This window comes from Roseateles sp. T103 (genome assembly GCF_057219915.1).
In genome coordinates, this window is sequence record NZ_JBXVVS010000001.1 from 170,621 (window position 1) to 191,044 (window position 20,424).

The following is a 20,424-nucleotide window of genomic DNA, read 5'->3' on the forward strand; positions in this document are numbered from 1 at the left end:
GGCAGGACGCAATGCAAGCGAAGACGAAATGGATGGCTGCCGGCGGCGTCGTGGTGCTGGCGGTGCTGCTGGCTTGGGCCTTTGCACCGCGGCCCACGCTGGTGGAGCTGGGCGAGGCCCGGACGGGCCACTTCGAGTCCGGCATCGAGGAAGACGGCAAGACCCGTGTGATCGCGCGCTATCAGGTGTCTGCACCGCTGGCGGGCCGCTGGCTGCGGCCCACGCTGGAGGAGGGCGACGCGGTGAAGGCCGGTGACGTGATCGGTCGCATCGAGCCGACGTTGTCGCCGCTGCTCGATGCGCGCAGCCAGGCCGAGCTCAGCGCACGTGAGCAGGCGGCCCAGGCTGCGCAAGCTCGCGCCGCGGCGCGCTTGGCCGCGGCCGAGATCGCGGTGGCGCAGGCGCAGAAGAATCTCGAACGCGCCGAGGCGCTGGCCAAGCAGGGCTTCGTCGCCGCCTCCAGCCGCGACGATGCGCGGCTGGCGCTGCAGGCCGCCCAGCAGGAGCAGCGCAGCGCGCAGGCCGAGGCCCAGATCGTCCGGTATGAGCTGCAGCAGGCCCGTGCTGCGTTGGGCGCTTTCGGCGCAGCGGGGCAGGGTACTGTGCGCCCCTTCGAGCTGCGTGCCCCCGTGGCTGGCCAGGTGCTGCGCGTGCAGCAGCCCAGCGAAGCGATGGTGGGCCTGGGCGCCCCGCTGCTGGAGCTGGGCGACGTGGGCCGGCTTGAAGTGGTGGCCGAGCTGCTCAGTACCGACGCGCTGCAGCTGAAGCCCGGCCAGCCGGTGCGCATCGAGCGCTGGGGCGGACCCGGCGTGCTGCAAGGCCAGGTGGAGCGCGTCGAGCCGGGCGCGTTCACCAAGGTTTCGGCACTGGGCGTCGAGGAGCAGCGCGTCAAGGTGCAGATCGCGCTCGCCAGCCCGCCGGAGCAGCGCCGCGGACTGGGCGATGGCTACCGCGTCGTGGTGCGCGTGCTGACGCGTCAGCAGGATGGCGCGCTGTTGGTGCCGGTCAGCGCGGTCTTCCCCATGCCTGGGGGCGAGCCGGGACGGCATGCGGTCTTCCGCGTCGATGCAGGTCGTGCGCGCCTGAGCGAGGTGCAGGTCGAGGCGCGCAACAGCAGCGACGCGTGGATCGCCAAGGGCCTGGATGCCGGTGCCAAGGTCGTCATCTACCCGCCTCAAGGGCTGGTCGACGGTGCGCGCATCAAGGCGCGCTGAATGGTCTAGTAATCGCTAACGAGTTGGCGGCGTGCGCTGCGCCGCTGCGACGGATCTCGCCCCAATGGGGGTGCCCTAACCCTTCGGGTTCGTGACTCGTATCGCTTGTCCGCATCGCGTACGAGTGCACAAACGTTGGCCGCTCAATGATCGGGTAAGCGATCACGAATTGCGTTCGACTTGAGCGACATGACCATTTATTTCCGCGCCTTCTTGCTTCATGATCGCTGCAAAAGAGGATGACCTCGCAACGCTCAGGGAGTGAGAGATGAAAGCACTGTCGAATGTGAAGATCGGCACCCGGCTTGGCATGGCTTTCGCCGTGCTCGTGGGGCTGCTGCTGCTGATGGCGGCCACCGCGCTGGGCCAGGCGGGCCGGCTGCAAGGCAACACCGAGTACTACTCGGGCAACGTGCTGCCGTCGATGAAGACCATCGCCGAGTTCTACGAAGGCGCGTCGGACGCCCGCCGCACGACCTTTCTGCTGATCACGCTCGCCGATGCGGAAGAGATCAAGAAGGTGGAGGCGCGCTACGCCAAGGAAGTTGAGGCGGCGCAGAAGGCGATCGATGCCTACGAACAGCAACGCATGTTCTATGACGACAAGGATCGCGAGCTCTGGGCGGCGGCCAAGGAGAAGCTGCAGGCCTGGCGCCTGTCCCACCAGAAGGTGCTTGAACTCAACCGCTTGCGGCTGGCCGATCCGAGTCAGGCCGACGCGGCGCGCAATCTGGTGCTTGGCGATGCGCGGGTCATCAACCTGGCGCTGATCAAGGCCAAGAACGAATGGCAGAGCCACAACGACGCTGTCGCCGCTGCAGTGACAGCGCGCGGCCGCCAGACCTACCGGGCGGTGCTCTGGACCTTGGGCGGCATCACGGCGGTGGCCTTGCTGATCGGTGTGCTGGCGGCGGTGGCGATCACCCGCTCGATCACCCGACCCTTGGCCGAGGCCCTGCGGGTCACGCAGGCCGTGGCAGCCGGCGATCTGACCCAGCAGCTGCACAGCGAGGCCCGCGACGAACTCGGCGATCTGCTCAACTCGCTGGACAAGATGTCCGGCAATCTCTCGCAGATGGTGCAGTCGGTGCGCGTGGGCACCGATGCCATTGCCACGGCCTCGGCCCAGATCGCCCAGGGCAATAGCGATCTGTCCTCGCGCACCGAGCAGCAGGCGGCCAGCCTCCAGCAGACGGCTGCATCGATGCACGAGATGACCGGCGCGGTGCGTTCGAACTCCGACAATGCGCGTGCCGCCAGCGATCTGTCGACCAAGGCCTCCGAGGTGGCTGCGCGTGGCGGCGAGGCTGTCTCGCAGGTGGTGCAGACGATGAGCCGCATCCAGGACGCCAGCCGCAAGATCGCCGACATCACCTCGGTGATCGACGGCATCGCCTTCCAGACCAACATCCTGGCGCTGAATGCCGCCGTCGAGGCGGCCCGTGCGGGCGAGCAGGGCCGCGGCTTTGCGGTCGTGGCCGGCGAAGTGCGCTCCCTGGCGCAGCGCGCGGCACAGGCGGCCAAGGAGATCAGCAGCCTGATCAATGACAGCGTGGAAAAGGTCGAAACCGGCACGCATCAGGTCAACAGCGCGGGCCACACGATCCAGGAGGTGGTCGATCAGGTACGCAAGGTCAGCGAGCTGATCACCGACATTACCCGCTCCAGTTCCGAGCAAAGCAGTGGCGTTGACCAGATCAATACCGCGGTGAACCAACTGGATCAGGCGACCCAGCAGAACGCCGCACTGGTCGAGGAGACGGCTGCAGCGGCCGAGAGCCTGCGCCTGCAGGCCGAACGGCTCAGCGCGGCGGTGGCGGTGTTTCGCATTCCCGTCGTGCAGCACTGAGCAGCCGGGCGGCACCGCCGGCCGTGCAGCGCCCTCGTGATGGGCGCACGATCAGGGAGAAGACCGTGAGCAACTCCGCCAAGCTGGCCTCGGAGGCCAGCCCGTCCGCCCAGCTGCAGGGTTCGGTGGTGGCCGGGCAGATATGCCGTCATGTCGGCCATGTGCCGGTCGAGAGGCGTGAGTGCGCTTTCCGGCAACGGGCGCTGACGCTGTGGATGACCGGTCTCAGCGGTGCCGGCAAGTCTTCGATCGCCTATGCGCTGGAGCAGCGGCTGTTCGAGCTCGACCATCCCTGCTATGTGCTGGATGGCGACAATCTGCGCCACCATCTCAACCGCGATCTGGGCTTCAGCGACGCGGAGCGCAGCGAGAACATCCGGCGCACTGCCGAGGTGGCAAGGCTGATGAACGATGCCGGCCTGATCGTCGTTGGCGCGCTGATCTCGCCCTTGCGGCATGACCGCGAGATGGCGCGCGCGATCGTCGGCGCCGAGCGCTTCGTCGAGATCCACGTCAGCACCGGTCTGGCCGTCTGCGAGACGCGCGACCCCAAGGGGCTCTATGCCCGGGCCCGGTCTGGCAGCCTGCCGCGCTTTACCGGCATCTCCGCACCCTACGAGGTACCGCCGGCGCCCGATCTGCAGATCGACACCCAGTGCCTGGGCATCGATGAGTCGGTACAGGCCCTGCTCGAACTGCTGCAGCAGCGCGGCGGCCTCGGCTGAGCCGCAACCCGGCCGGATACGCCGCCGGGCCTGGGACCGGCGGTGCCATGCCAGCTGCGCCCAGGCGCCACAGGGAGAAGCAACAAGATGATGAACGCCAACCAGCAGTCCCGGCCACGCCCGGTGCTGATGATTCCGCTGCGCCGCTGCGGCAGCCACGCGCTGCGCCTGCGGCTGAACTTCAACCCGGCCTTCTATTCGCCCTATCCGCTGCACATCGTCGACTTCATGCCGCTGCTGCCGCTGTACGGCGACCTCAGCGACGACAAGCGCTATTTCCAGCTCGTCGTCGACGTCATCGGCCTGCAGACGGCGAGCATGGTGAAGTGGCCCGACATCGTGTTCGATCCGGTCGAGGTGTTCAACGCCATTGCGGAGCAGCCGCGCAGCGTGCACCGCGTGGTCTGGGAACTGCTGCTGCGCGCGGGCGAGCGCCAGGGCGCGTCCATCGTGATGGACAAGTCGCTGGACTCGGTGGCCTGGGGCGAGGAGCTGCTGCAGCTCTTCCCCGACATGCTCTTCTTCAACGTGGTGCGCGACCCGCGCGCGCAGGTCTCGTCGATGAACCGCGCCATCATCCACGACTTCGACAGCCGGCTGAACGCGCTGACCTGGGTGAAGGCTCACGAGCGCGCGCAGGCGCTGATGCAGCGCCATCCGGAGCGCGTGCTGACGATACGCTACGAGGACTTCGTCTCCGAGCAGGAAGCCACGCTGCGCAAGATCTGCGCCTTCTTCGGCATCGCCTTCCTGCCCGAGATGCTCGATGTCTCGCGCTCCAGCGAGGCGCAGCAGATCGCCAAGATGTCGGCGCTGTGGGAATCGAACGCCTTCCCGCCGATTCCGGCGAACAAGGACAAGTTCAAGACCCAGCTCGCGATCGAGGACATCGAGGCGATAGAGACGCTGACGCAGGACTGGATGCGCCGCTATGGCTACGAGCTGATGACGCCGGCGAAGGCGCCGGCGCTTGACGAGGCCTTGCTGGCGCAGTGCCGCGAGCGCTCTGAGCAGAGCCGGCGCGAAGCCTGGGCGGCGCTGCAGCAGCGCAACTACCAGGACTACGTGCTGCGCCGCTACCGTGCCGACTACCTGGCCGACCTCAAGGCACGCTTGCAGCGCAGCTGATCAGTGCCGCCCTCAGCGCAACAGCGCGCCCAAGCTGAAGTCGTAGCGCCGCAGCTGCGGGTTCAGCCGCTTGCTGAACGGGCGGAAGTCCAGCCGCGGCATCGCCGTGCCGAAGCGCGCCAGGTAGCGCCGAGCCTCGGCCTTGCCGAAGAGCAGGAACATTGGGCGCGACTGCTCCAGCCCCTCGGCGGCGAAATCGTGGCCATGGTGGTAGTCGTACAGCATCACCATGGCCCAGGCTCCGGCCATGAAGTGGCCGCCGGCCAGCGCGGCGAGCCGTCCGTCGATGACCGCCTGCATCGCCTCGGGCGAGGTGTTGATGGCCGAGAACAGCAGATCGCGGCCGGGCTTGCGGCCCTGCTGCTCGGCAGCCTGCATCGCGCCGAAGGCCATCTGGTCGCTGCCGGCCCAGACCAGCTGGCTTTGCGGATGCCGCTGCAACAGCTGCTGCGCCTGCTCAGCGGCAAGATCGCGGCGCCAGTCGGCGAACACGGTCTCCATCAGCTCGACGTCACGCTGTTCGGCGATGGCGCTGCGCATGCCTTCGTTGCGCTGGATGGAGGTGGGCGTGGAGCGGTCGCCGGCGAATACCAGCAGCTGCAGCGGCTGGCCCGCCGGGCGCATGCGGCGCCCCTGGGCGATCAAGGTGCGCGCCGTCAGGTAGCCGGCCTGGTGGGCATCGGGCTCGAGGCTGCCGAGCAGCAGCGGCAGGCCCTCGCGCGGCGCGCGGCTGCGGCGCTCCTGTGGCAGCAGGGCGCTGAAGGCGGCGAAGGTCTTGATGCCGGCGGCCCCCAGCGTCTGCGCATTGGCCACCAGCGTCAGCTTCTCATTGACCAGCACCACGTAGTCGGGGCGCTGCGCTGCCGGACGCGCGGCGATCTCGCGCGCCAGCTGCAGCGCGCGCTCGGGGTCACGTTCGGCGTACAGCACCTCCAGCTGCATCTGCAGGCTCGTCGCCGCGGCCTGCATGGCCTGGCTGGCGGTCAGCCAGAAGGTCTCGTCCGAGCGGCCAGGGTTGATGAAGGCCACGCGTTGCGCCAGCGCCCAGCTGCTGCAGCACAGCAGCAGCGCGGCAACGGTGGCGTGGCGAAGCAGGTTTGAAATCAGCGCAGGCCCAGTCATTGGCCGCCATTGTGGCGTGAGCCCGTGTCCCGCGCTGATGCGAGGGCTTGGTTGGTGATCTGGCGTTCAGGCCAGCACCACCAGGCTGGCCTCGCGCTGCAGCAGGCGGGCGAGCGCGCCGCTGTCCACCAGCGCGGTGGCGCGCTCGATGCTGGGCGCGAGGTAATGGTCCTCGGGCATTGCCGGGCAGTCCTGGCGCAGCAGCGCATGCACCTCTTCCAGCGCTGCGGAACTCTTCAGCGGGCGCAGGAACTCGATGCCTTGCGCTGCGGCGAGCAGCTCGATGCCGATGATGTGCGCGGTGTTGTCCAGCATCGCACCCAGGCGCCGCGCGGCGAAGGTGGCCATCGAGACATGGTCCTCCTGGTTCGCGCTGGTCGGCAGGCTGTCCACGCTGGCCGGATGCGCCAGGCTCTTGTTCTCGCTGGCCAGCGCCGCGGCGGTGACATGGGCGATCATGAAGCCCGAGTTCAGGCCGGCGTTCTGGGTCAGGAAGGGCGGCAGGCGCGATACGCCGGTATCGATCAGCATCGCGATGCGCCGCTCGGCGATTGCACCGACTTCGGCGATCGCGCAGGCCAGCGCATCGGCTGCCAGCGCCACCGGCTCGGCGTGGAAGTTGCCGCCGCTGACCATCGTTCCGCTGCCATCTGGGTCTGCAAAGACCAGCGGGTTGTCAGTCACCGCATTGGCCTCGCGCAGCAGCACCGTGGCGCAGTGGCGCGCGTGGTCCAGGCAGGCGCCCATCACCTGCGGCTGGCAGCGCAGGCAGTAGGGGTCCTGCACGCGCTCGTCGCCCTCGCGGTGCGAGGCGCGGATCGCGCTGCCGGCCAGCAGCTCGCGGTAGGCTCGCGCGGTCTCGATCTGGCCCGGCTGGCCGCGCACCTCGTGGATGCGCGGGTCGAAGGGCCCGTCGCTGCCACGAGCCGCGTCAAGCGACAGCGCGCCGGAGACGACGGCCGACGCGAACACCTGCTCGAAGCGCAGCAGCGCATCCAGCGCCAGTGCGGTGGAGGTCTGCGTGCCGTTGATCAGCGCCAGGCCTTCCTTGGCCTGCAGCACCAGTGGCGCGATGCCGGCGCGCTGCAGTTCGGGCAGGGCAGGGCGGCGCTGGCCGTCAACCAGCATCTCGCCTTCACCGGTCAGCGCCAGCGTCATGTGCGAAAGCGGTGCCAGATCACCCGACGCGCCCACCGAGCCCTGGCTGGGCACATAGGGCACGAGGCCGGCGTTGAAGACATCGAGCAGGCTCTGCACCACCGCCTCGCGCACGCCCGAATAGCCGCGCGCCAGCGAGGCTGCCTTGGTGGCGAGCATCAGCCGCACCACCGCGGGCGACAGCGGCGCGCCCACGCCCACGCAGTGCGAGCGGATCAGGTTGCGCTGCAGCGTGGCCAGGTCTTCCTTGCCGATGCGCGTGGAGGCAAGCTTGCCGAAGCCGGTGTTGACGCCATAGACCGGCGCGTCGCCGGCGGCGGCGGCCTGCACCAGTGCGGCGCTGCGGCGGATCTGTTCCGCGCTGCCGTCGGCCAGCACGAGGCGCACGCCACCGGTGCGAATCGCGCGCAGCTGCTCCAGCGACAGCTGGCCGGGGGTGATTTCCAGACGGGTCATGGGGTCAGTCCTTGAGCATGGGCAGGTTCAAGCCGCGGTCTTGGGCACACTGTTGCGCAATCTCATAGCCGGCATCGGCATGGCGCATCACACCGGTGGCGGGATCGTTCCAAAGCACGCGGGCTATCCGCTTGGCTGCCGCATCCGTGCCGTCGCAGACGATCACCACGCCGCTGTGCTGGCTGAAGCCCATGCCCACACCGCCGCCATGATGCAGGCTCACCCAGGTGGCGCCGCCGGCGGTGTTCAAGAGCGCATTGAGCAGCGGCCAGTCGGAGACGGCGTCCGAGCCATCCTTCATCGCCTCGGTCTCGCGATTCGGGCTGGCCACCGAGCCGCTGTCCAGGTGGTCGCGGCCGATCACGATCGGTGCCTTCAGTTCGCCCTTGCGGACCATCTCGTTGAAGGCCAGGCCGGCCAGATGGCGCTGGCCCAGGCCCAGCCAGCAGATGCGCGCCGGCAGGCCCTGGAAGGCAATGCGCTCGGCCGCCATGTCCAGCCAGCGGTGCACGCGGGCCTCGTCGGGGAAGAGCTCCTTGATCTTGGCGTCGGTCTTGTAGATGTCCTCCGGGTCGCCGGACAGCGCCACCCAGCGGAAGGGGCCGCGGCCCTCGCAGAACTGCGGGCGCACATAGGCGGGCACGAAGCCGGGGAAGTCGAAGGCGTTCTTGACGCCTTGCTCGAAGGCAACCTGGCGGATGTTGTTGCCGTAGTCCACCGTCGGCACGCCCATGGCCTGGAACAGCAGCATCGCCTTCACATGCTCGGCCGCGCTCTTGGCGGCGGCGGCTTTCAGCTCGGCATGCTGGGCCGGGTCGGCGGCAGCGGCCTTCCACCGCTCGACGCTCCAGCCAACCGGCAGATAGCCGTTGATCAGGTCGTGAGCCGAAGTCTGGTCGGTGACCAGGTCGGGCTTGATCGCGCTGCCCTGCTTGCAGCGCTCGGCCAGCGCCGGCAGGATGCGCGCCGCATTGCCCAGCAGCGCGATCGAGCGCGCCTTGCCCTCGGCCGTGTAGCGGGCGATGCGCGCCAGCGCGTCGTCCAGGTCGGCGGCCTGCTCGTCCACATAGCGGGTCTTCAGGCGGAAATCGATGCGCGACTGCTGGCATTCGATGGTGAGGGAGGTCGCGCCGGCGAAGGTCGCCGCCAGCGGCTGCGCGCCGCCCATGCCGCCGAGGCCGGCGGTGAGGATCCATTTGCCCTTGAGCGAGCCGCCGTAGTGTTGACGTGCAGCCTCGGCGAAGGTCTCGTAAGTGCCCTGCACGATGCCCTGGCTGCCGATGTAGATCCAGCTGCCGGCGGTCATCTGGCCGTACATCATCAGGCCCTTGCGATCGAGCTCGTTGAAGTGATCCCAGGTCGCCCAGTGCGGCACCAGATTGCTATTGGCCAGCAGCACGCGCGGCGCGTCGGCATGGGTGCGGAACACGCCGACCGGCTTGCCGCTCTGGATCAGCAGCGTCTCGTCCTCGTTCAGGTCCTTCAGCGTCGCGAGGATGGTCTCGAAGCAGTCCCAGTCGCGCGCCGCCTTGCCGATGCCGCCATAGACGACCAGCGCGTCCGGGTTCTCGGCCACCGCCGGGTCGAGGTTGTTCTGCAGCATGCGGTAGGCGGCCTCGGTGAGCCAGTTCTTGCAGTACAGCTGCGTGCCGGTGGGCGCGCGCACGGTGCGGGCTTGGGCAGTCATGGTGGAGTGCTCCGGTCGGTGTTCGATGGCGCGGACTCTAGTTGTCTATACAAGTAAAGTCAACTACGATCGCCGCCATGGCCACGAGCAAGACATTGGCAAAGCCGGCGGGCAACAGCAGCGGCACGGTCGGTGCGCCCGAGCCGCAGTACCTGAAGGTGAAGAACCACCTGCGCGAGGGCATCGCCGCCGGCCGCTGGGTGCCGGGCGACCTGCTTCCGTCGGAGGCCGAGCTGACGCAGCAGTTCGCCGTCAGCCGCATGACGGTGAACCGCGCGCTGCGCGAGCTGCTGCAGGAAGGGCTGATCGAGCGGCTGCAGGGCGTGGGCACCTTCGTCGCGCAGTTGCACAAGATTTCGTCCACGCTGACGGTGCGCGACGTGCACGAGGAGATCCTCGCCCGCGGGCATGCGCATGAGGCGCGGGTGCATGTGCTGGAGAAGATCCGTGCCAGCGCCGCGCAGGCGTCCGATTTCGGCCTGAAGGCCGGCGCGACGCTGTTCCACAGCCTGATCGTGCATCTGGAGAACGGCCAGCCCATTCAATGCGAAGACCGCCTGGTCAATCCGGCCTGCGCGGCGGACTATCTGCAGCTGGATTTCGCCGCCAGTACGCCGACGCAGCATCTGCTCGAGGTGGCGCCGCTGTCCGAGGCGCGCTACACGATCGAGGCCTTGCTGCCCGATGAGATCGAGGCCAAGCTCCTGGGCATAGGCCGTCGCGAGCCCTGCCTGGTGGTCAAGCGCATCACCTTTAGCCGCGGCGTCGCGGTAACCTCGGTGCGCCTGACCCATCCGGGCTCTCGCTACCTGCTTCAGGGGAGTTTCCAAGCATGAGCTGGACTTCGATTGCCGCGGCGGACGTCGTGCCGCAGCGCTGGAAGAACGATGGCGGCTGGACGCGCGAGCTGCTGGCCTGGCCGCATGCCAGCGACTGGGTGCTGCGCTTCTCGGTGGCCGACATCGAGCGCGACGGGCCGTTCTCGGCCTTTCCCGGCGTGCAGCGTTGGATCGCGGTGCTGGAAGGCGGCGGCATCTCGCTGGCCGGACAGCCGCTGCATCCCGGCGACGCACCCTGGCCCTTCGACGGCGCGCTGGCACCGCATTGCCGGCTGCTTGGCGGCGCGACGCGCGACTTCAACTTGATGCACAGGCGCGGCCAGGGCCGTGCTGACCTGCGCAGCGCACAGCGCTCGGTGCAGCCGGAGGGCGCGGACTTTGTCGCGCTGTTCAGCGTCGGCGGCGGCGAGCTGCTGCACGGCGGCCGCGCGATGGCGCTTCCATCGCTCGGTCTGGCCTGGTGCGAGCAGCCTGCCGAGCAGGCGCTGCAGTTCACCGGCCACGGTCCGGCCTGGTGGCTGCGCTGGTGGAAACCGCAGCAGGGCGCTTGACCAACATGGCGATCAACGTGACATCGCCGCGGCGCGTGCTGTGGCACAACGCCCGCATCGCCACGCTGGACGGCGCCCAGCCCTGGGGCCTGATCGAGCATGGCGCGCTGCTCAGCGAGGGTGAGACCATCCTCTGGGTGGGCGAGGCCGCCGAGCTCTCGCCGGAGCTGCTTGCCGGCACGCCGCATCGGCACGATTTGCGCGGTGCGCTGGTGACGCCGGGCCTGATCGACTGCCACACCCATCTGGTCTACGGGGGCGACCGCGCGCAGGAGTTCGAGCTGCGCCTGCAAGGCGCCAGCTACGAGCAGATCGCCCGCGCCGGCGGCGGCATCCGCTCCACCGTGGCGGCGACGCGCGAGGCCGACGAGGACGCGCTGCTGCGCGCCGCGCTGCGCCGCGCGCGTGCGCTGATGGCCGAGGGTGTCTGCACGCTGGAAGTGAAGTCCGGCTACGGCCTGACGCTGATCGACGAGGCCAAGCAGCTGCGCGTGGCGCGCCGGCTGGCTGAAGTGAGCGGGCTGACGGTGAAGACCAGCTACCTCGGCGCCCATGCGCTGCCGCCCGAGTACGAAGGCCGTGCCGACGACTACATCGCCGCGGTCTGCGACTGGATGGCCGAGCTGCAGGGCATGGGCCTGGTCGACGCGGTCGACGCCTTCTGCGAACGCATCGCCTTCACACCGGCACAGACGCGGCGCGTCTTCGACGCAGCGCGGCGCCAGGCCCTGCCGGTCAAGCTGCATGCCGAGCAGCTCAGCGACCAGGGCGGCACGCAGCTGGCCTGCGAGTTCGGCGCGCTGTCCTGCGATCACCTTGAATACCTGAGTGACGCAGGCGTTGCCGCGCTGGCGCGCGCCGGCACCGTGGCGGTGCTGCTGCCCGGCGCCTTCTACTGCCTGCGCGAGACCCAATTGCCGCCGCTGCAGGCGTTGCGCGATGCCGGCGTGGCCATCGCGCTGTCCACCGACCACAACCCGGGCAGCTCGCCGCTGCTGTCGCCGCTGCTGGTGCTGAACCTGGCCTGCACGCTGTTCCGCCTGACGCCCGAGGAGGCGCTGCGCGGCATGACCGTCAACGCGGCGCGTGCGCTGGGCCTGGCCGATCGCGGCCGGCTCGCCGCGGGGCTGCGTGCCGACTTCTGCGTCTGGGACGTGGGGCATCCGCGCGAGCTGGCCTATCTGATCGGCGCGCGGCCCTTGCGCCAGCGCGTGGTCGGCGGCGTCGTGCATCAAACAGCTTTGGATTGCTCATGACTACTGCATCCGTCTTCACGCTGCGCCAGGGGCGCACGCCGCTCTTGATCAGCATGCCCCATGTGGGCACGCTGATCCCCGAGGATCAGCGCGAGCGCTATCAACCGCGCGCGCTGCAGGTGGAGGACACCGACTGGCATCTGGAGCCGCTGTATGCGCCGATTGCCGAGGCGCTGGGCGCCAGCCTGATCGTTCCGCGCTACTCGCGCTACCTGATCGACCTGAACCGCCCGCCCGAGGACACGCCCATGTATCCCGGCGCGTCCAATACCGAGCTGTGCCCGACACGCTTCTTCAGCGGCGAGCCGCTCTATCGCGACGGCCAGGCGCCCGACGCGGGCGAGCAGCAGCGCCGCCTGCAGCGGTACTGGCTGCCGTATCACCGCGCGCTCACCGCCGAGTTGAACCGGCTCAAGGGCCTGCACGGCCATGCGCTGCTCTTCGATGCGCACAGCATCCGCTCCGAGCTGCCCTGGCTGTTCGAAGGCCGCCTGCCCGACCTGAACCTGGGCACGGTGGAGGGCCGCAGCTGCGACGCGGCGATCACCGCGCGGCTGGGCGAGATCCTGGCCGCGCAAGGCGACTACACGCAGGTGGTCAACGGGCGCTTCAAGGGCGGCTTCATCACCCGCCATTACGGCCAGCCGGCGCAGGGCTGGCACGCGGTGCAGCTGGAGATGTGCTGGCGCTGCTATCTGCAGCAGGAGGGTGCGCCCTGGGCCTTCGACGAGACGCGGGCGGCGGCGATCCGGCCGCTGCTGACGCGGCTGCTGCAGGCCATGCTCGACTGGAAGCCGGTGGCATGAGCGGCGCTGCGCAGGTCTTCTTTGCCGATCTGGCCTGGGTGGACGGCCGCTGGCAGCGCGACGTGCTGCTGGAGGTTGACGCGGCAGGCCATTGGGCTCGGGTCTCGCCCGGCAGCGTATGCCCGCCGGCTGCGGAGCGTCTGGCGGGGCCGGTGCTGCCCAGCCTGGTCAACGCGCACAGCCACGCCTTCCAGCGTGCTTTCGCCGGCCTGGCCGAGCGGCGCGACAGCGAGGCGGACGATTTCTGGTCCTGGCGCGAGCGCATGTACGGCGTGGCGTTGCGCATCACGCCGGAGCAGCTCAAGACCATCGCGCGCCAGCTCTACCTGGAGCTGCTGCAGGGCGGCTACACCCAGGTCTGCGAGTTCCACTACCTGCATCACGACGTCGACGGCCGACCCTACGAGGACGAGCTGGCGATGGCCTGGGCGCTGGCCGACGCGGCGACCGAGGTGGGCATGGGGCTGACCCTGCTGCCGGTGCTCTACGCGCATGCTGGCTTTGCGCAGCGCGGCCTGCGTGCCGAGCAGCGCCGCTTCGCCACGGATGCGCGCTGGGTCTGGCAGGCGGCGCAGCGCATCAATGCGGCGCGTCTGCCCGGCATCAACGCCGGCGTGGCGCTGCATTCGCTGCGTGCTGCGCACGAGGACGACATCCGCGCGCTGCAGGCCCTGGTTGGCGATGCCGATGTGCCGATCCACATCCACATCGCAGAGCAGCAGCGCGAAGTCGACGACTGCCTGGCCGCCACCGGCCGCCGGCCGATCGAGCAGCTCTGCACCTCTTTTGTGCCCGACGCGCGCTGGCAGCTGGTTCATGCCACGCATGCCACGCCGGCCGAGATCGATGCGGTGGCAGCGTCCGGTGCCGGCATCGTGATCTGCCCGGGCACCGAGGCCAATCTGGGCGATGGTCTGTGCGATCTGCCGCGCTGGCTGGCCGCCGGCGTGCCGATGACCGTGGGCTCGGACAGCCAGGTGACGCGCAGCTGGCCCGAGGAGCTGCGCTGGCTGGAGTACGGGCAGCGCCTGCGACTGCATCAGCGCAATGTGGCCGCTGCGCCGGCGTCGCAGCCCTCCAGCGCCGCGAGGCTGCTCGAGGCCTGCCGCGCCGGATCTGCTGCGCCGGCAGGACTGTCCTGCTGGGGGTTGCAGGTCGGCGCGCGTGCGGACTTCCTGGTGCTGGACCAGGACGTGCCCGGCTTGCTGGGCCTGCGGGAAGCGGCGCTGCTGGATGGTCTGGTGTTCGCCACGCAGGCCAGTGCCGTCGCCAGAGTGTTCGTGTCCGGGCTGTGCCGGCTTGGCGGCGATGCCGACCTCGAGCGTGGCCGCGCCGCCTTCGCCGCCACGATGCAACAGTTGCACGGCAAGGACTGACCCCAGTTGGCGTGACGCGCGGCGCCGCGCGCCCGCTTTGCAGTCACGTCATTTCCAGCTAGCCTGACTCCAAGTCCAACAGCTTGCTGATGTTTGGGGAGGCTTATGCTGGATTTGCGTCGCTTCACGATTCGTGCGCGTCTGTTCGCGCTGGCTGGCATGGCAGTGCTGATGCTGCTGCTGATCGGGGGCTATGGCCTGTGGAGCCTGGCGCAGGCGCGCGAGCAGTTTGCGCACTACTCGGACCACGATGTCCAGGCGCTTGCGAAACTGGGCGACGTCCGGGCAGGGGTGGGCAATCTGCGCCGCTTCGAGAAGGACCTGCTGATCAACCTGGACGATGCCAAGCTGGTCGAACGCTATATGCGGGACTGGGAGTCGACCTACGAGAAGGTGGTCCAGGGACTGGGCGTCATCGCGAAGCTGGACATTGCGCCGGCCGTCCAGAAGATGCCCGCAGAGATGGTGCTCGCCTTGCAGGCCTACCGCAGCGGCATCCAGGGCATCCATGCGCGCGTGCTTAAGGCCGAGTTCGCCGACACCGCCACCGCCAACAAGGCCACCGAGCCGATCAAGGGGCCGGTGCGCGAGCTGGACAAGCAGCTCGGCGAGATGACCAAGCTGATCGACGAGCACTCGGACAAGGAGATCGCGCGCCTGGCCGCCGAGGAGCGGGCCATCCGCTGGTCGCTGGGCTCGGTGATGCTCTTGAGCATCGTATTCATCCTGGCGTTCACGGCGTTCAATCTCCGCTCCATCCTCAGGCCGCTGGGCGAAGCGGTGGAGAGCGCCCGGCAGATCGCCCAGCGCGACCTGAGCCGGCGCATCCCGACCGAGGGCGCCGACGAGACGGCCGCGATGATGCGCAGCGTTGACGAGATGCAGGCTGCGCTGCGCGACGTGGTCTCCGGCGTGCGTGGTGCGACCGACGGCATCGCCACCGCTTCCAAGGAGGTGGCGACTGGCAGCCAGGACCTGAGCCTGCGCACCGAGCAGGCTGCGTCCAATCTCGAGGAGACCGCGTCTGCGATGGAGCAGCTGACGGCCAGCGTCGGCCATAACGCCGACGCGGCACGGCAGGCCAGCCAGCTGGCCCGGGAGGCTGCCGAGGTGGCGCGCCGCGGCGGCTCCGAAGTCGGCGAGGTGGTGCAGACCATGGGTCGCATCAGCCAGTCATCGAGCAAGATCGCGGACATCATCGGCGTGATCGACGGCATCGCCTTCCAGACCAACATCCTTGCCCTCAATGCTGCGGTCGAGGCGGCGCGCGCCGGCGAGCAGGGGCGCGGCTTTGCGGTGGTGGCGTCCGAGGTGCGTGCGCTGGCCCAGCGCAGCGCCGATGCAGCCAGAGAGATCAAGTCCCTGATCGCCGGCAGCACGCAGAACGTGGACAACGGCGCCGCGCTGGTGGAGCGTGCCGGGCACACGATGCAGTCCATCGTCGCGGCGATCGAGCGCGTCAACGGCATCGTCAGCGAGATCAGCAGCGCCAGCGCCGAACAGCGCAGCGGCATCGGGCAGATCAGCCAGGCGATCGCGTCGCTGGATTCGATGACGCAGCAGAACGCTGCGCTGGTCGAGCAGAGCGCCGCCGCGGCACAGAGCCTGCAACTGCAGGCCGAGCAGCTCGCGCAGACGGTGGCCGTGTTCCGCCTCAGCTGAGTTCGACGCGGATGCGCTCTGCCCGGCCTGCCGGGCAGTGGCGTTGCTCGCCCCGGCCTTTAGCTTCGGTGCTTTTCAGCCGATAAACCAGGCACTCGGCGCCGGCAAGCGCTGCCGCAGTCTGGGTGGCTTGGGCTCGAGGTCGGCGTTCGTGCGCAGTTTGTCGCGGCCCCAGTCAACTCGTGTGACTGGCGCGCGCCGACCCTGCTAGGCTTCGCCGCAACAAGAAGACAGATCGACTGGCCTGCAGGGAGGCTGGCGCCTGGGCTGCGGCCCGGGCAATGTGCTTCGTGCACGGTGATGCACAAGGAGTTTCCCTCGCATGATGAACCTGCGCAGTCTTTCGATCCGGACGCGGCTGTACCTGCTGGCGGCTGCATCGGCTTTGGCATTGGTGCTGGTCGGCGGTGCCGGGCTCTTGGGCCTGGCCAGTGCGCGCGCCCAGTTCGAGCACTACGCCGCGAACGAGGTCGCCTCCCTCGCCAGGCTGGCCGAGATCCGCGGCGGCGTCGGCAATATGCGTCGCTACGAGAAGGACATGTTCCTCAATCTGATCGCTACCGATGCGGTGGCTCGCTACAAGAAGCAGTGGGACGCCAGCTACGAGGAGGTGCTCGCCGGGCTGAAGTCGTTGGAGCAGCTAGAGATCGCCGACGAGATCAAGCAGGCGGTGCCGAGCATGCTGCAATCGCTGCAGAGCTATCGCAGCGGTCTGCAGAACATCCATGCCGAGTTGGTGAAGGGCTCGTACTCGGACGCCAGCGCGGCCAACTACGCGACCGAGCCGATCAAGCAGCCGGTGCGCGAGATCGACCGGAAACTGGCCGAGATGAACAAGCTGATCGAGCAGCAGGGTGCGGCACGCAGTGCCGAGCTGGCGCAGGAGGAGCAGCGCCTACGCTGGGCGCTGGGTCTAGGGATGCTGGCGGTGTTGGCGGTGATAGGCGCCTACACCATGGCGGTGATCCGCACCGTGCTCGCACCCTTGGGCGAGGCCTTGGCGCAGTCGGCGCGCATCGCCCAGCATGACCTCAGCCAGACGGTGCATGTGGTCGGTCAGGACGAGACGGCCGCAGTGATGCGCGGCATCGCCGGTCTGCAGGATGAGTTGCATGCGGTCGTGAGCCGGGTGCGCCAATCCACGGACAGCATCACCACGGCCTCGCGCGAGGTGGCCGCCGGCAGTCAGGACCTGAGCCAGCGCACCGAGCACACCGCGTCCAGCCTGGAGGAGACCGCTTCGGCGATGGAAGAGCTCACCGCCAGCGTCACCCACAAAGCCGACGCTGCGCAGCAGGCCAGTCAACTGGCCCGGGAGGCCGCAGAGGTGGCGCGCCGCGGCGGCAGCGAGGTCGGCGAGGTGGTGCAGACCATGGGCCGCATCAGTCATTCCTCGCACAAGATCTCCGAGATCATCGGCGTGATCGACGGTATCGCCTTCCAGACCAACATCCTGGCGCTGAACGCGGCGGTGGAGGCGGCGCGTGCCGGCGAGCAGGGGCGCGGCTTCGCCGTGGTGGCATCCGAGGTGCGTGCGCTGGCCCAGCGCAGCGCCGATGCCGCCAAGGAGATCAAGGGCCTGATCGTCAGCAGCACCGAGAGCGTGGACAGCGGCGCCGCCCTGGTGGAGCGTGCCGGACACACGATGCAATCCATCGTCGCGGCGATCGAGCGCGTCAACGGCATCGTCGGCGAGATCAGCAGCGCCAGCGCCGAACAGCGCAGCGGCATCGGCCAGATCAGCCAGGCGATCGCATCGCTGGACACGATGACGCAGCAGAACGCCGCGTTGGTCGAAGAGTCCGCTGCGGCTGCGCAAAGCCTGCAGCAGCAGGCCGAGCAGCTGGCCGAGGCGGTGGCGGTATTCCGGCTGCGCTGAGCGGCGTCGCGTGGCTCAGCCCGGCTCGACCCGGTTGCGCCCGCCGCGCTTGGCGCGGTAGAGCGCGCGATCGGCGCGCTCCTGCAGCTGGCGGGCATCGAAGGTCTGCTTGTCGCCCGGCTCGGCCGCGGCGATGCCCAGGCTCACGCTGACCTGTAGGCCCGCAGCGAGGCTGCTCCAGCGCCAGCCCTGCACCTGACGGCGCAGGCGCTCGCATACGGCCTGAGCCTGCACGGCGCTGAGGCCGAGCATGGCGATCTGGAACTCCTCGCCGCCCACGCGGGCCAGCAGGTCGGCGCCGCGCAGGCTGTCGCGCAGGATGCGCGCCAGCTGCTGCAGCACCTGATCACCCAGCGCATGGCCGAACTCGTCGTTGATGGCCTTGAAGTGGTCCACGTCGAGCAGGGCCACGATCAGGCTGCGGCCGCTCTGGCGCGCCGTCTCGACCAGCAGCACCAGGGCTGACTCGGCGTGGCGGCGGTTGTGCAGGCCGGTGAGCACATCCTCATGTGCGGCGCGGCCCCAGGCGGCAGCCTCGTCGCGCAGACGCTGCTGCTCGCGTTCCAGCTCGCTGGCCCGCTCGCGCTCGCGCTGGGCGTCGGCCAGCGCATGCTCGGCGCGCCGGTGAGCGTTCTCGACCTCGCGGCGGATCATCAGCACCTCGGTCTGCAGCGCCAGCATGTCCTGGCTGAGCTGGCGCTCCATCGCGACAAGAGCCTCCAGCGCGTGCAGCGCCTCGCGGTACTGGCCGCAGTCCTTGTGCGTCTCGTAGAGTGCACGCATCACCCGGCGCCGCTGCGGCGGCGCGAGCTGGTCGGCGCGTCCGTCCAGCAGAGTCTGCAGGGCCTGCAGCGCGGCGTCCCGCTCGCCATGCTGACGCTGCAGATGCGCGCGCTGGCACAGCGCCTGCAGCTCCAGGCTCAGATAGCCGTTGCGCACGGCCAGGGTCTGGTACTCGTCGATCAGCGCCAGCGTGTCGTCGTGCTCGCCATCGGCGAGGCGGGCCTCGCAGAGATTGGAGATCGCGATCGCAGTGCGGAACTGGTTGTTCTGGCGGCGCGCGATCGCTGTGGCGCGCTCGGCCAGCTGCAGCGAGGCGCTGCGCGCCTGCGCGGCGGTGGCCAGGTCGCCCTGGCGCGTGGCTTCCTCGAGCAGCTGGAGCTGGAAGTAGGCCAGGTTGTTCAGGCAGGTCAGGTCCAGTTCCTCGTCATGCAGGGCTGCGGCGATTTCCAGCGCCTGCTGCGTCGTCTCGCAGGCCTGGCGCGGGTTCTCCAGGCTGGCGTAGGCGTTGGCGATGCGTGCCAGCGCCCATGCCTCGCGCAGCGGGTCGCGGCAGCGTCTGGCTGCGGCCAGCGCGCGCAGGCCGCAGGCCATGGCCTCGCGCCCCATCAGCAATTGCGAGTAGACGAAGGTCAGGGCCGTCAGCGCCTCGGCCAGCGCACCGTCGTCGCTCAGTTCCTCGGCCAGCGCGACGGCTTCGCTGGCGCTGCGCACGCTGTCCTGCAGCCGGCCGAGGCGGCCGTGCAGGCGGGCCTGGCTGGCCAGCAAGCGCGATTGCATGCCGCGGTGCTGAGGCGGGCAGTGCGCCAGAGCCAGCTCGAGTGCTTGCAGGGCTTGCTGGTAGCGGCCGGCGGCGGAGTCCGTAGCGGCTTGCGCGACCAGACGGTCGAAATCCTGCGGGCTGATGGCGGTGCTGCTGCTCATCATCTTCGGTGAGGCTGCGTGGACAAGAGGCTGTGCGCAGCATCGGTCCCGCCGGCAGCGCCGTCAAGCCGAGTCCCGGCGCTACAGTGGCGGCGATGATCAACAGCAACAACAAGGCCGAGGCTTGCGGCAGCGGTGCGCTACGCCTGCTGGGCGTGGATTTCAGCAGTTCGCCCTCGCCGCGCAAGCCCATCGTGGTGGCCAGCGGCCAGCGCCGGGCTCAGCTGGTGCTGCTCGATGGGCTGGAGACCTTGGCCTCACTGGAGGAGTTTGCGGCATTGCTGCAGCGGCCTGGCCCCTGGCTGGGCGGCTTCGACTTTCCTTTCGGCCTGCCGCGCGAGCTGGTGCTGACGCTGGGCTGGCCGCAGCAGTGGGCGGCGCTGATCGGTCACTATGCGGCGCTGAGCCGGGCGCAGATCCGCGAGCAGTTCGCAGCTTTCTGTGCGGCACGGCCGGCGGGCGCCAAATTTGCGCATCGCGCCACGGACATCCCGGCAGGCGCCTCGCCGTCGATGAAGTGGGTGAACCCGCCGGTGGCCTACATGCTTCATGCGGGCGTGCCGCGGCTGCTGGCGGCTGGCGTGCACCTGCCGGGTCTGCATGACGGCGACCGTGGCCGGGTCGCGCTGGAGGCCTACCCGGGCCTGCTGGCGCGCGAGGTGCTCGGCCGCCGCTCCTACAAGAGCGACGATCGCGCCAAGCAGAACGGTGAGCGGCTGATCGCGCGCAAGGACCTGATCGACGCGCTGGAGCAGGGCCGCACGCGGCTGGGCCTGCGCCTCAAGCTCAGCCATGCGCAGCGCGAGGCGCTGGCCGACGACGCCAGTGGTGACCGTCTCGACGCCGTGCTGTGCCTGCTGCAGGCGGCGTGGGCGCTCGGGCAACCCGACTGCGGGCGGCCCGCCGATACCGATCCACTGGAGGGCTGGATCGTCAGCGCGCCGGCTTGATCACGCAATGGAAAGAGGAATAAAAAAGAGCGGGCCGAAGCCCGCTCTGTGCTTGGCGCCTG

The 20,424-nt window shown here is 69.2% G+C and carries 15 protein-coding genes and 1 pseudogene; 12 read left to right on the forward strand and 4 right to left on the reverse strand.

The features are described 5' to 3' along the window. The first annotated feature begins 11 nt into the window (after positions 1–11). The 4 genes and pseudogenes from AC2EBS_RS00770 to AC2EBS_RS00785 all read left to right on the forward strand — a co-directional run. Positions 12–1,214: an efflux RND transporter periplasmic adaptor subunit gene (locus AC2EBS_RS00770; RefSeq protein WP_484726481.1), complete on the forward strand. Its 1,203-nt coding sequence runs from the start codon at positions 12–14 to the stop codon at positions 1,212–1,214. 268 nt (positions 1,215–1,482) lie between these two features. After that, positions 1,483–3,063 carry a methyl-accepting chemotaxis protein gene (locus AC2EBS_RS00775; RefSeq protein WP_484726482.1) on the forward strand — a complete coding sequence of 527 codons (1,581 nt, stop codon included), beginning with the start codon at positions 1,483–1,485 and terminating at the stop codon, positions 3,061–3,063. A 23-nt stretch (positions 3,064–3,086) separates the two neighbouring features. Then, a complete protein-coding gene (gene cysC, locus AC2EBS_RS00780) occupies positions 3,087–3,788 on the forward strand; it encodes an adenylyl-sulfate kinase (protein WP_484726483.1) in 702 nt (233 codons plus the stop codon). Between the two features lie 87 nt (positions 3,789–3,875). Then, positions 3,876–4,910: pseudogene (locus AC2EBS_RS00785) on the forward strand (sulfotransferase); the annotation flags it as partial. Between the two features lie 18 nt (positions 4,911–4,928). On the opposite strand, the gene AC2EBS_RS00790 reads toward AC2EBS_RS00785, so the two are convergent. The 3 genes from AC2EBS_RS00790 to hutU all read right to left on the reverse strand — a co-directional run bounded on the left by AC2EBS_RS00790 (position 4,929) and on the right by hutU (position 9,339). Beyond that, positions 4,929–6,038, reverse strand: coding sequence for an ABC transporter substrate-binding protein (locus AC2EBS_RS00790; RefSeq protein ID WP_484726484.1), 1,110 nt, complete (start codon positions 6,036–6,038; stop codon positions 4,929–4,931). 66 nt (positions 6,039–6,104) lie between these two features. Continuing rightward, positions 6,105–7,652 carry a histidine ammonia-lyase gene (hutH, locus tag AC2EBS_RS00795; protein ID WP_484726485.1) on the reverse strand — a complete coding sequence of 516 codons (1,548 nt, stop codon included), beginning with the start codon at positions 7,650–7,652 and terminating at the stop codon, positions 6,105–6,107. 4 nt (positions 7,653–7,656) lie between these two features. Next, positions 7,657–9,339: a urocanate hydratase gene (gene hutU, locus AC2EBS_RS00800; protein ID WP_484726486.1), complete on the reverse strand. Its 1,683-nt coding sequence runs from the start codon at positions 9,337–9,339 to the stop codon at positions 7,657–7,659. 77 nt (positions 9,340–9,416) lie between these two features. On the opposite strand from hutU, the gene hutC reads away from it, so the two are divergent. The 7 genes from hutC (at position 9,417) to AC2EBS_RS00835 (ending at position 17,708) form a co-directional block, all read left to right on the forward strand. Next, positions 9,417–10,175, forward strand: a complete 759-nt coding sequence (hutC, locus tag AC2EBS_RS00805) for a histidine utilization repressor (protein WP_484726487.1) — start codon at positions 9,417–9,419, stop codon at positions 10,173–10,175. Beyond that, the gene (locus tag AC2EBS_RS00810; protein WP_484726488.1) at positions 10,172–10,729 is read left to right on the forward strand and encodes a HutD/Ves family protein; all 558 of its coding nucleotides are present in this window, start codon (positions 10,172–10,174) and stop codon (positions 10,727–10,729) included. The genes hutC and AC2EBS_RS00810 overlap by 4 nt, the downstream gene beginning before the upstream one ends. Positions 10,730–10,734: 5 nt before the next feature. After that, entirely contained in the window at positions 10,735–11,985 is a 1,251-nt protein-coding gene (gene hutI / locus AC2EBS_RS00815; protein WP_484727534.1) for an imidazolonepropionase, read from the forward strand. Then, positions 11,982–12,791 (forward strand): N-formylglutamate deformylase, encoded by an 810-nt coding sequence (hutG, locus tag AC2EBS_RS00820; RefSeq protein ID WP_484726489.1) that lies wholly within the window; start codon positions 11,982–11,984, stop codon positions 12,789–12,791. The genes hutI and hutG overlap by 4 nt, the downstream gene beginning before the upstream one ends. Further along, positions 12,788–14,167: a formimidoylglutamate deiminase gene (locus tag AC2EBS_RS00825; RefSeq protein WP_484726490.1), complete on the forward strand. Its 1,380-nt coding sequence runs from the start codon at positions 12,788–12,790 to the stop codon at positions 14,165–14,167. The genes hutG and AC2EBS_RS00825 overlap by 4 nt, the downstream gene beginning before the upstream one ends. Positions 14,168–14,272: 105 nt before the next feature. Then, the gene (locus AC2EBS_RS00830) at positions 14,273–15,829 is read left to right on the forward strand and encodes a methyl-accepting chemotaxis protein (RefSeq protein WP_484726491.1); all 1,557 of its coding nucleotides are present in this window, start codon (positions 14,273–14,275) and stop codon (positions 15,827–15,829) included. Positions 15,830–16,151: 322 nt separating this feature from the next. After that, on the forward strand, positions 16,152–17,708 hold the full coding sequence (locus AC2EBS_RS00835; RefSeq protein ID WP_484726492.1) for a methyl-accepting chemotaxis protein: 1,557 nt from the start codon (positions 16,152–16,154) through the stop codon (positions 17,706–17,708). 15 nt (positions 17,709–17,723) lie between these two features. Here AC2EBS_RS00835 and AC2EBS_RS00840 read toward each other — a convergent pair whose 3' ends face one another. Next, a complete protein-coding gene (locus AC2EBS_RS00840) occupies positions 17,724–19,415 on the reverse strand; it encodes a GGDEF domain-containing protein (protein ID WP_484726493.1) in 1,692 nt (563 codons plus the stop codon). A gap of 92 nt (positions 19,416–19,507) precedes the next feature. On the opposite strand from AC2EBS_RS00840, the gene AC2EBS_RS00845 reads away from it, so the two are divergent. Further along, positions 19,508–20,362, forward strand: coding sequence for a DUF429 domain-containing protein (locus AC2EBS_RS00845; RefSeq protein ID WP_484726494.1), 855 nt, complete (start codon positions 19,508–19,510; stop codon positions 20,360–20,362). Positions 20,363–20,424 lie beyond the last annotated feature (62 nt).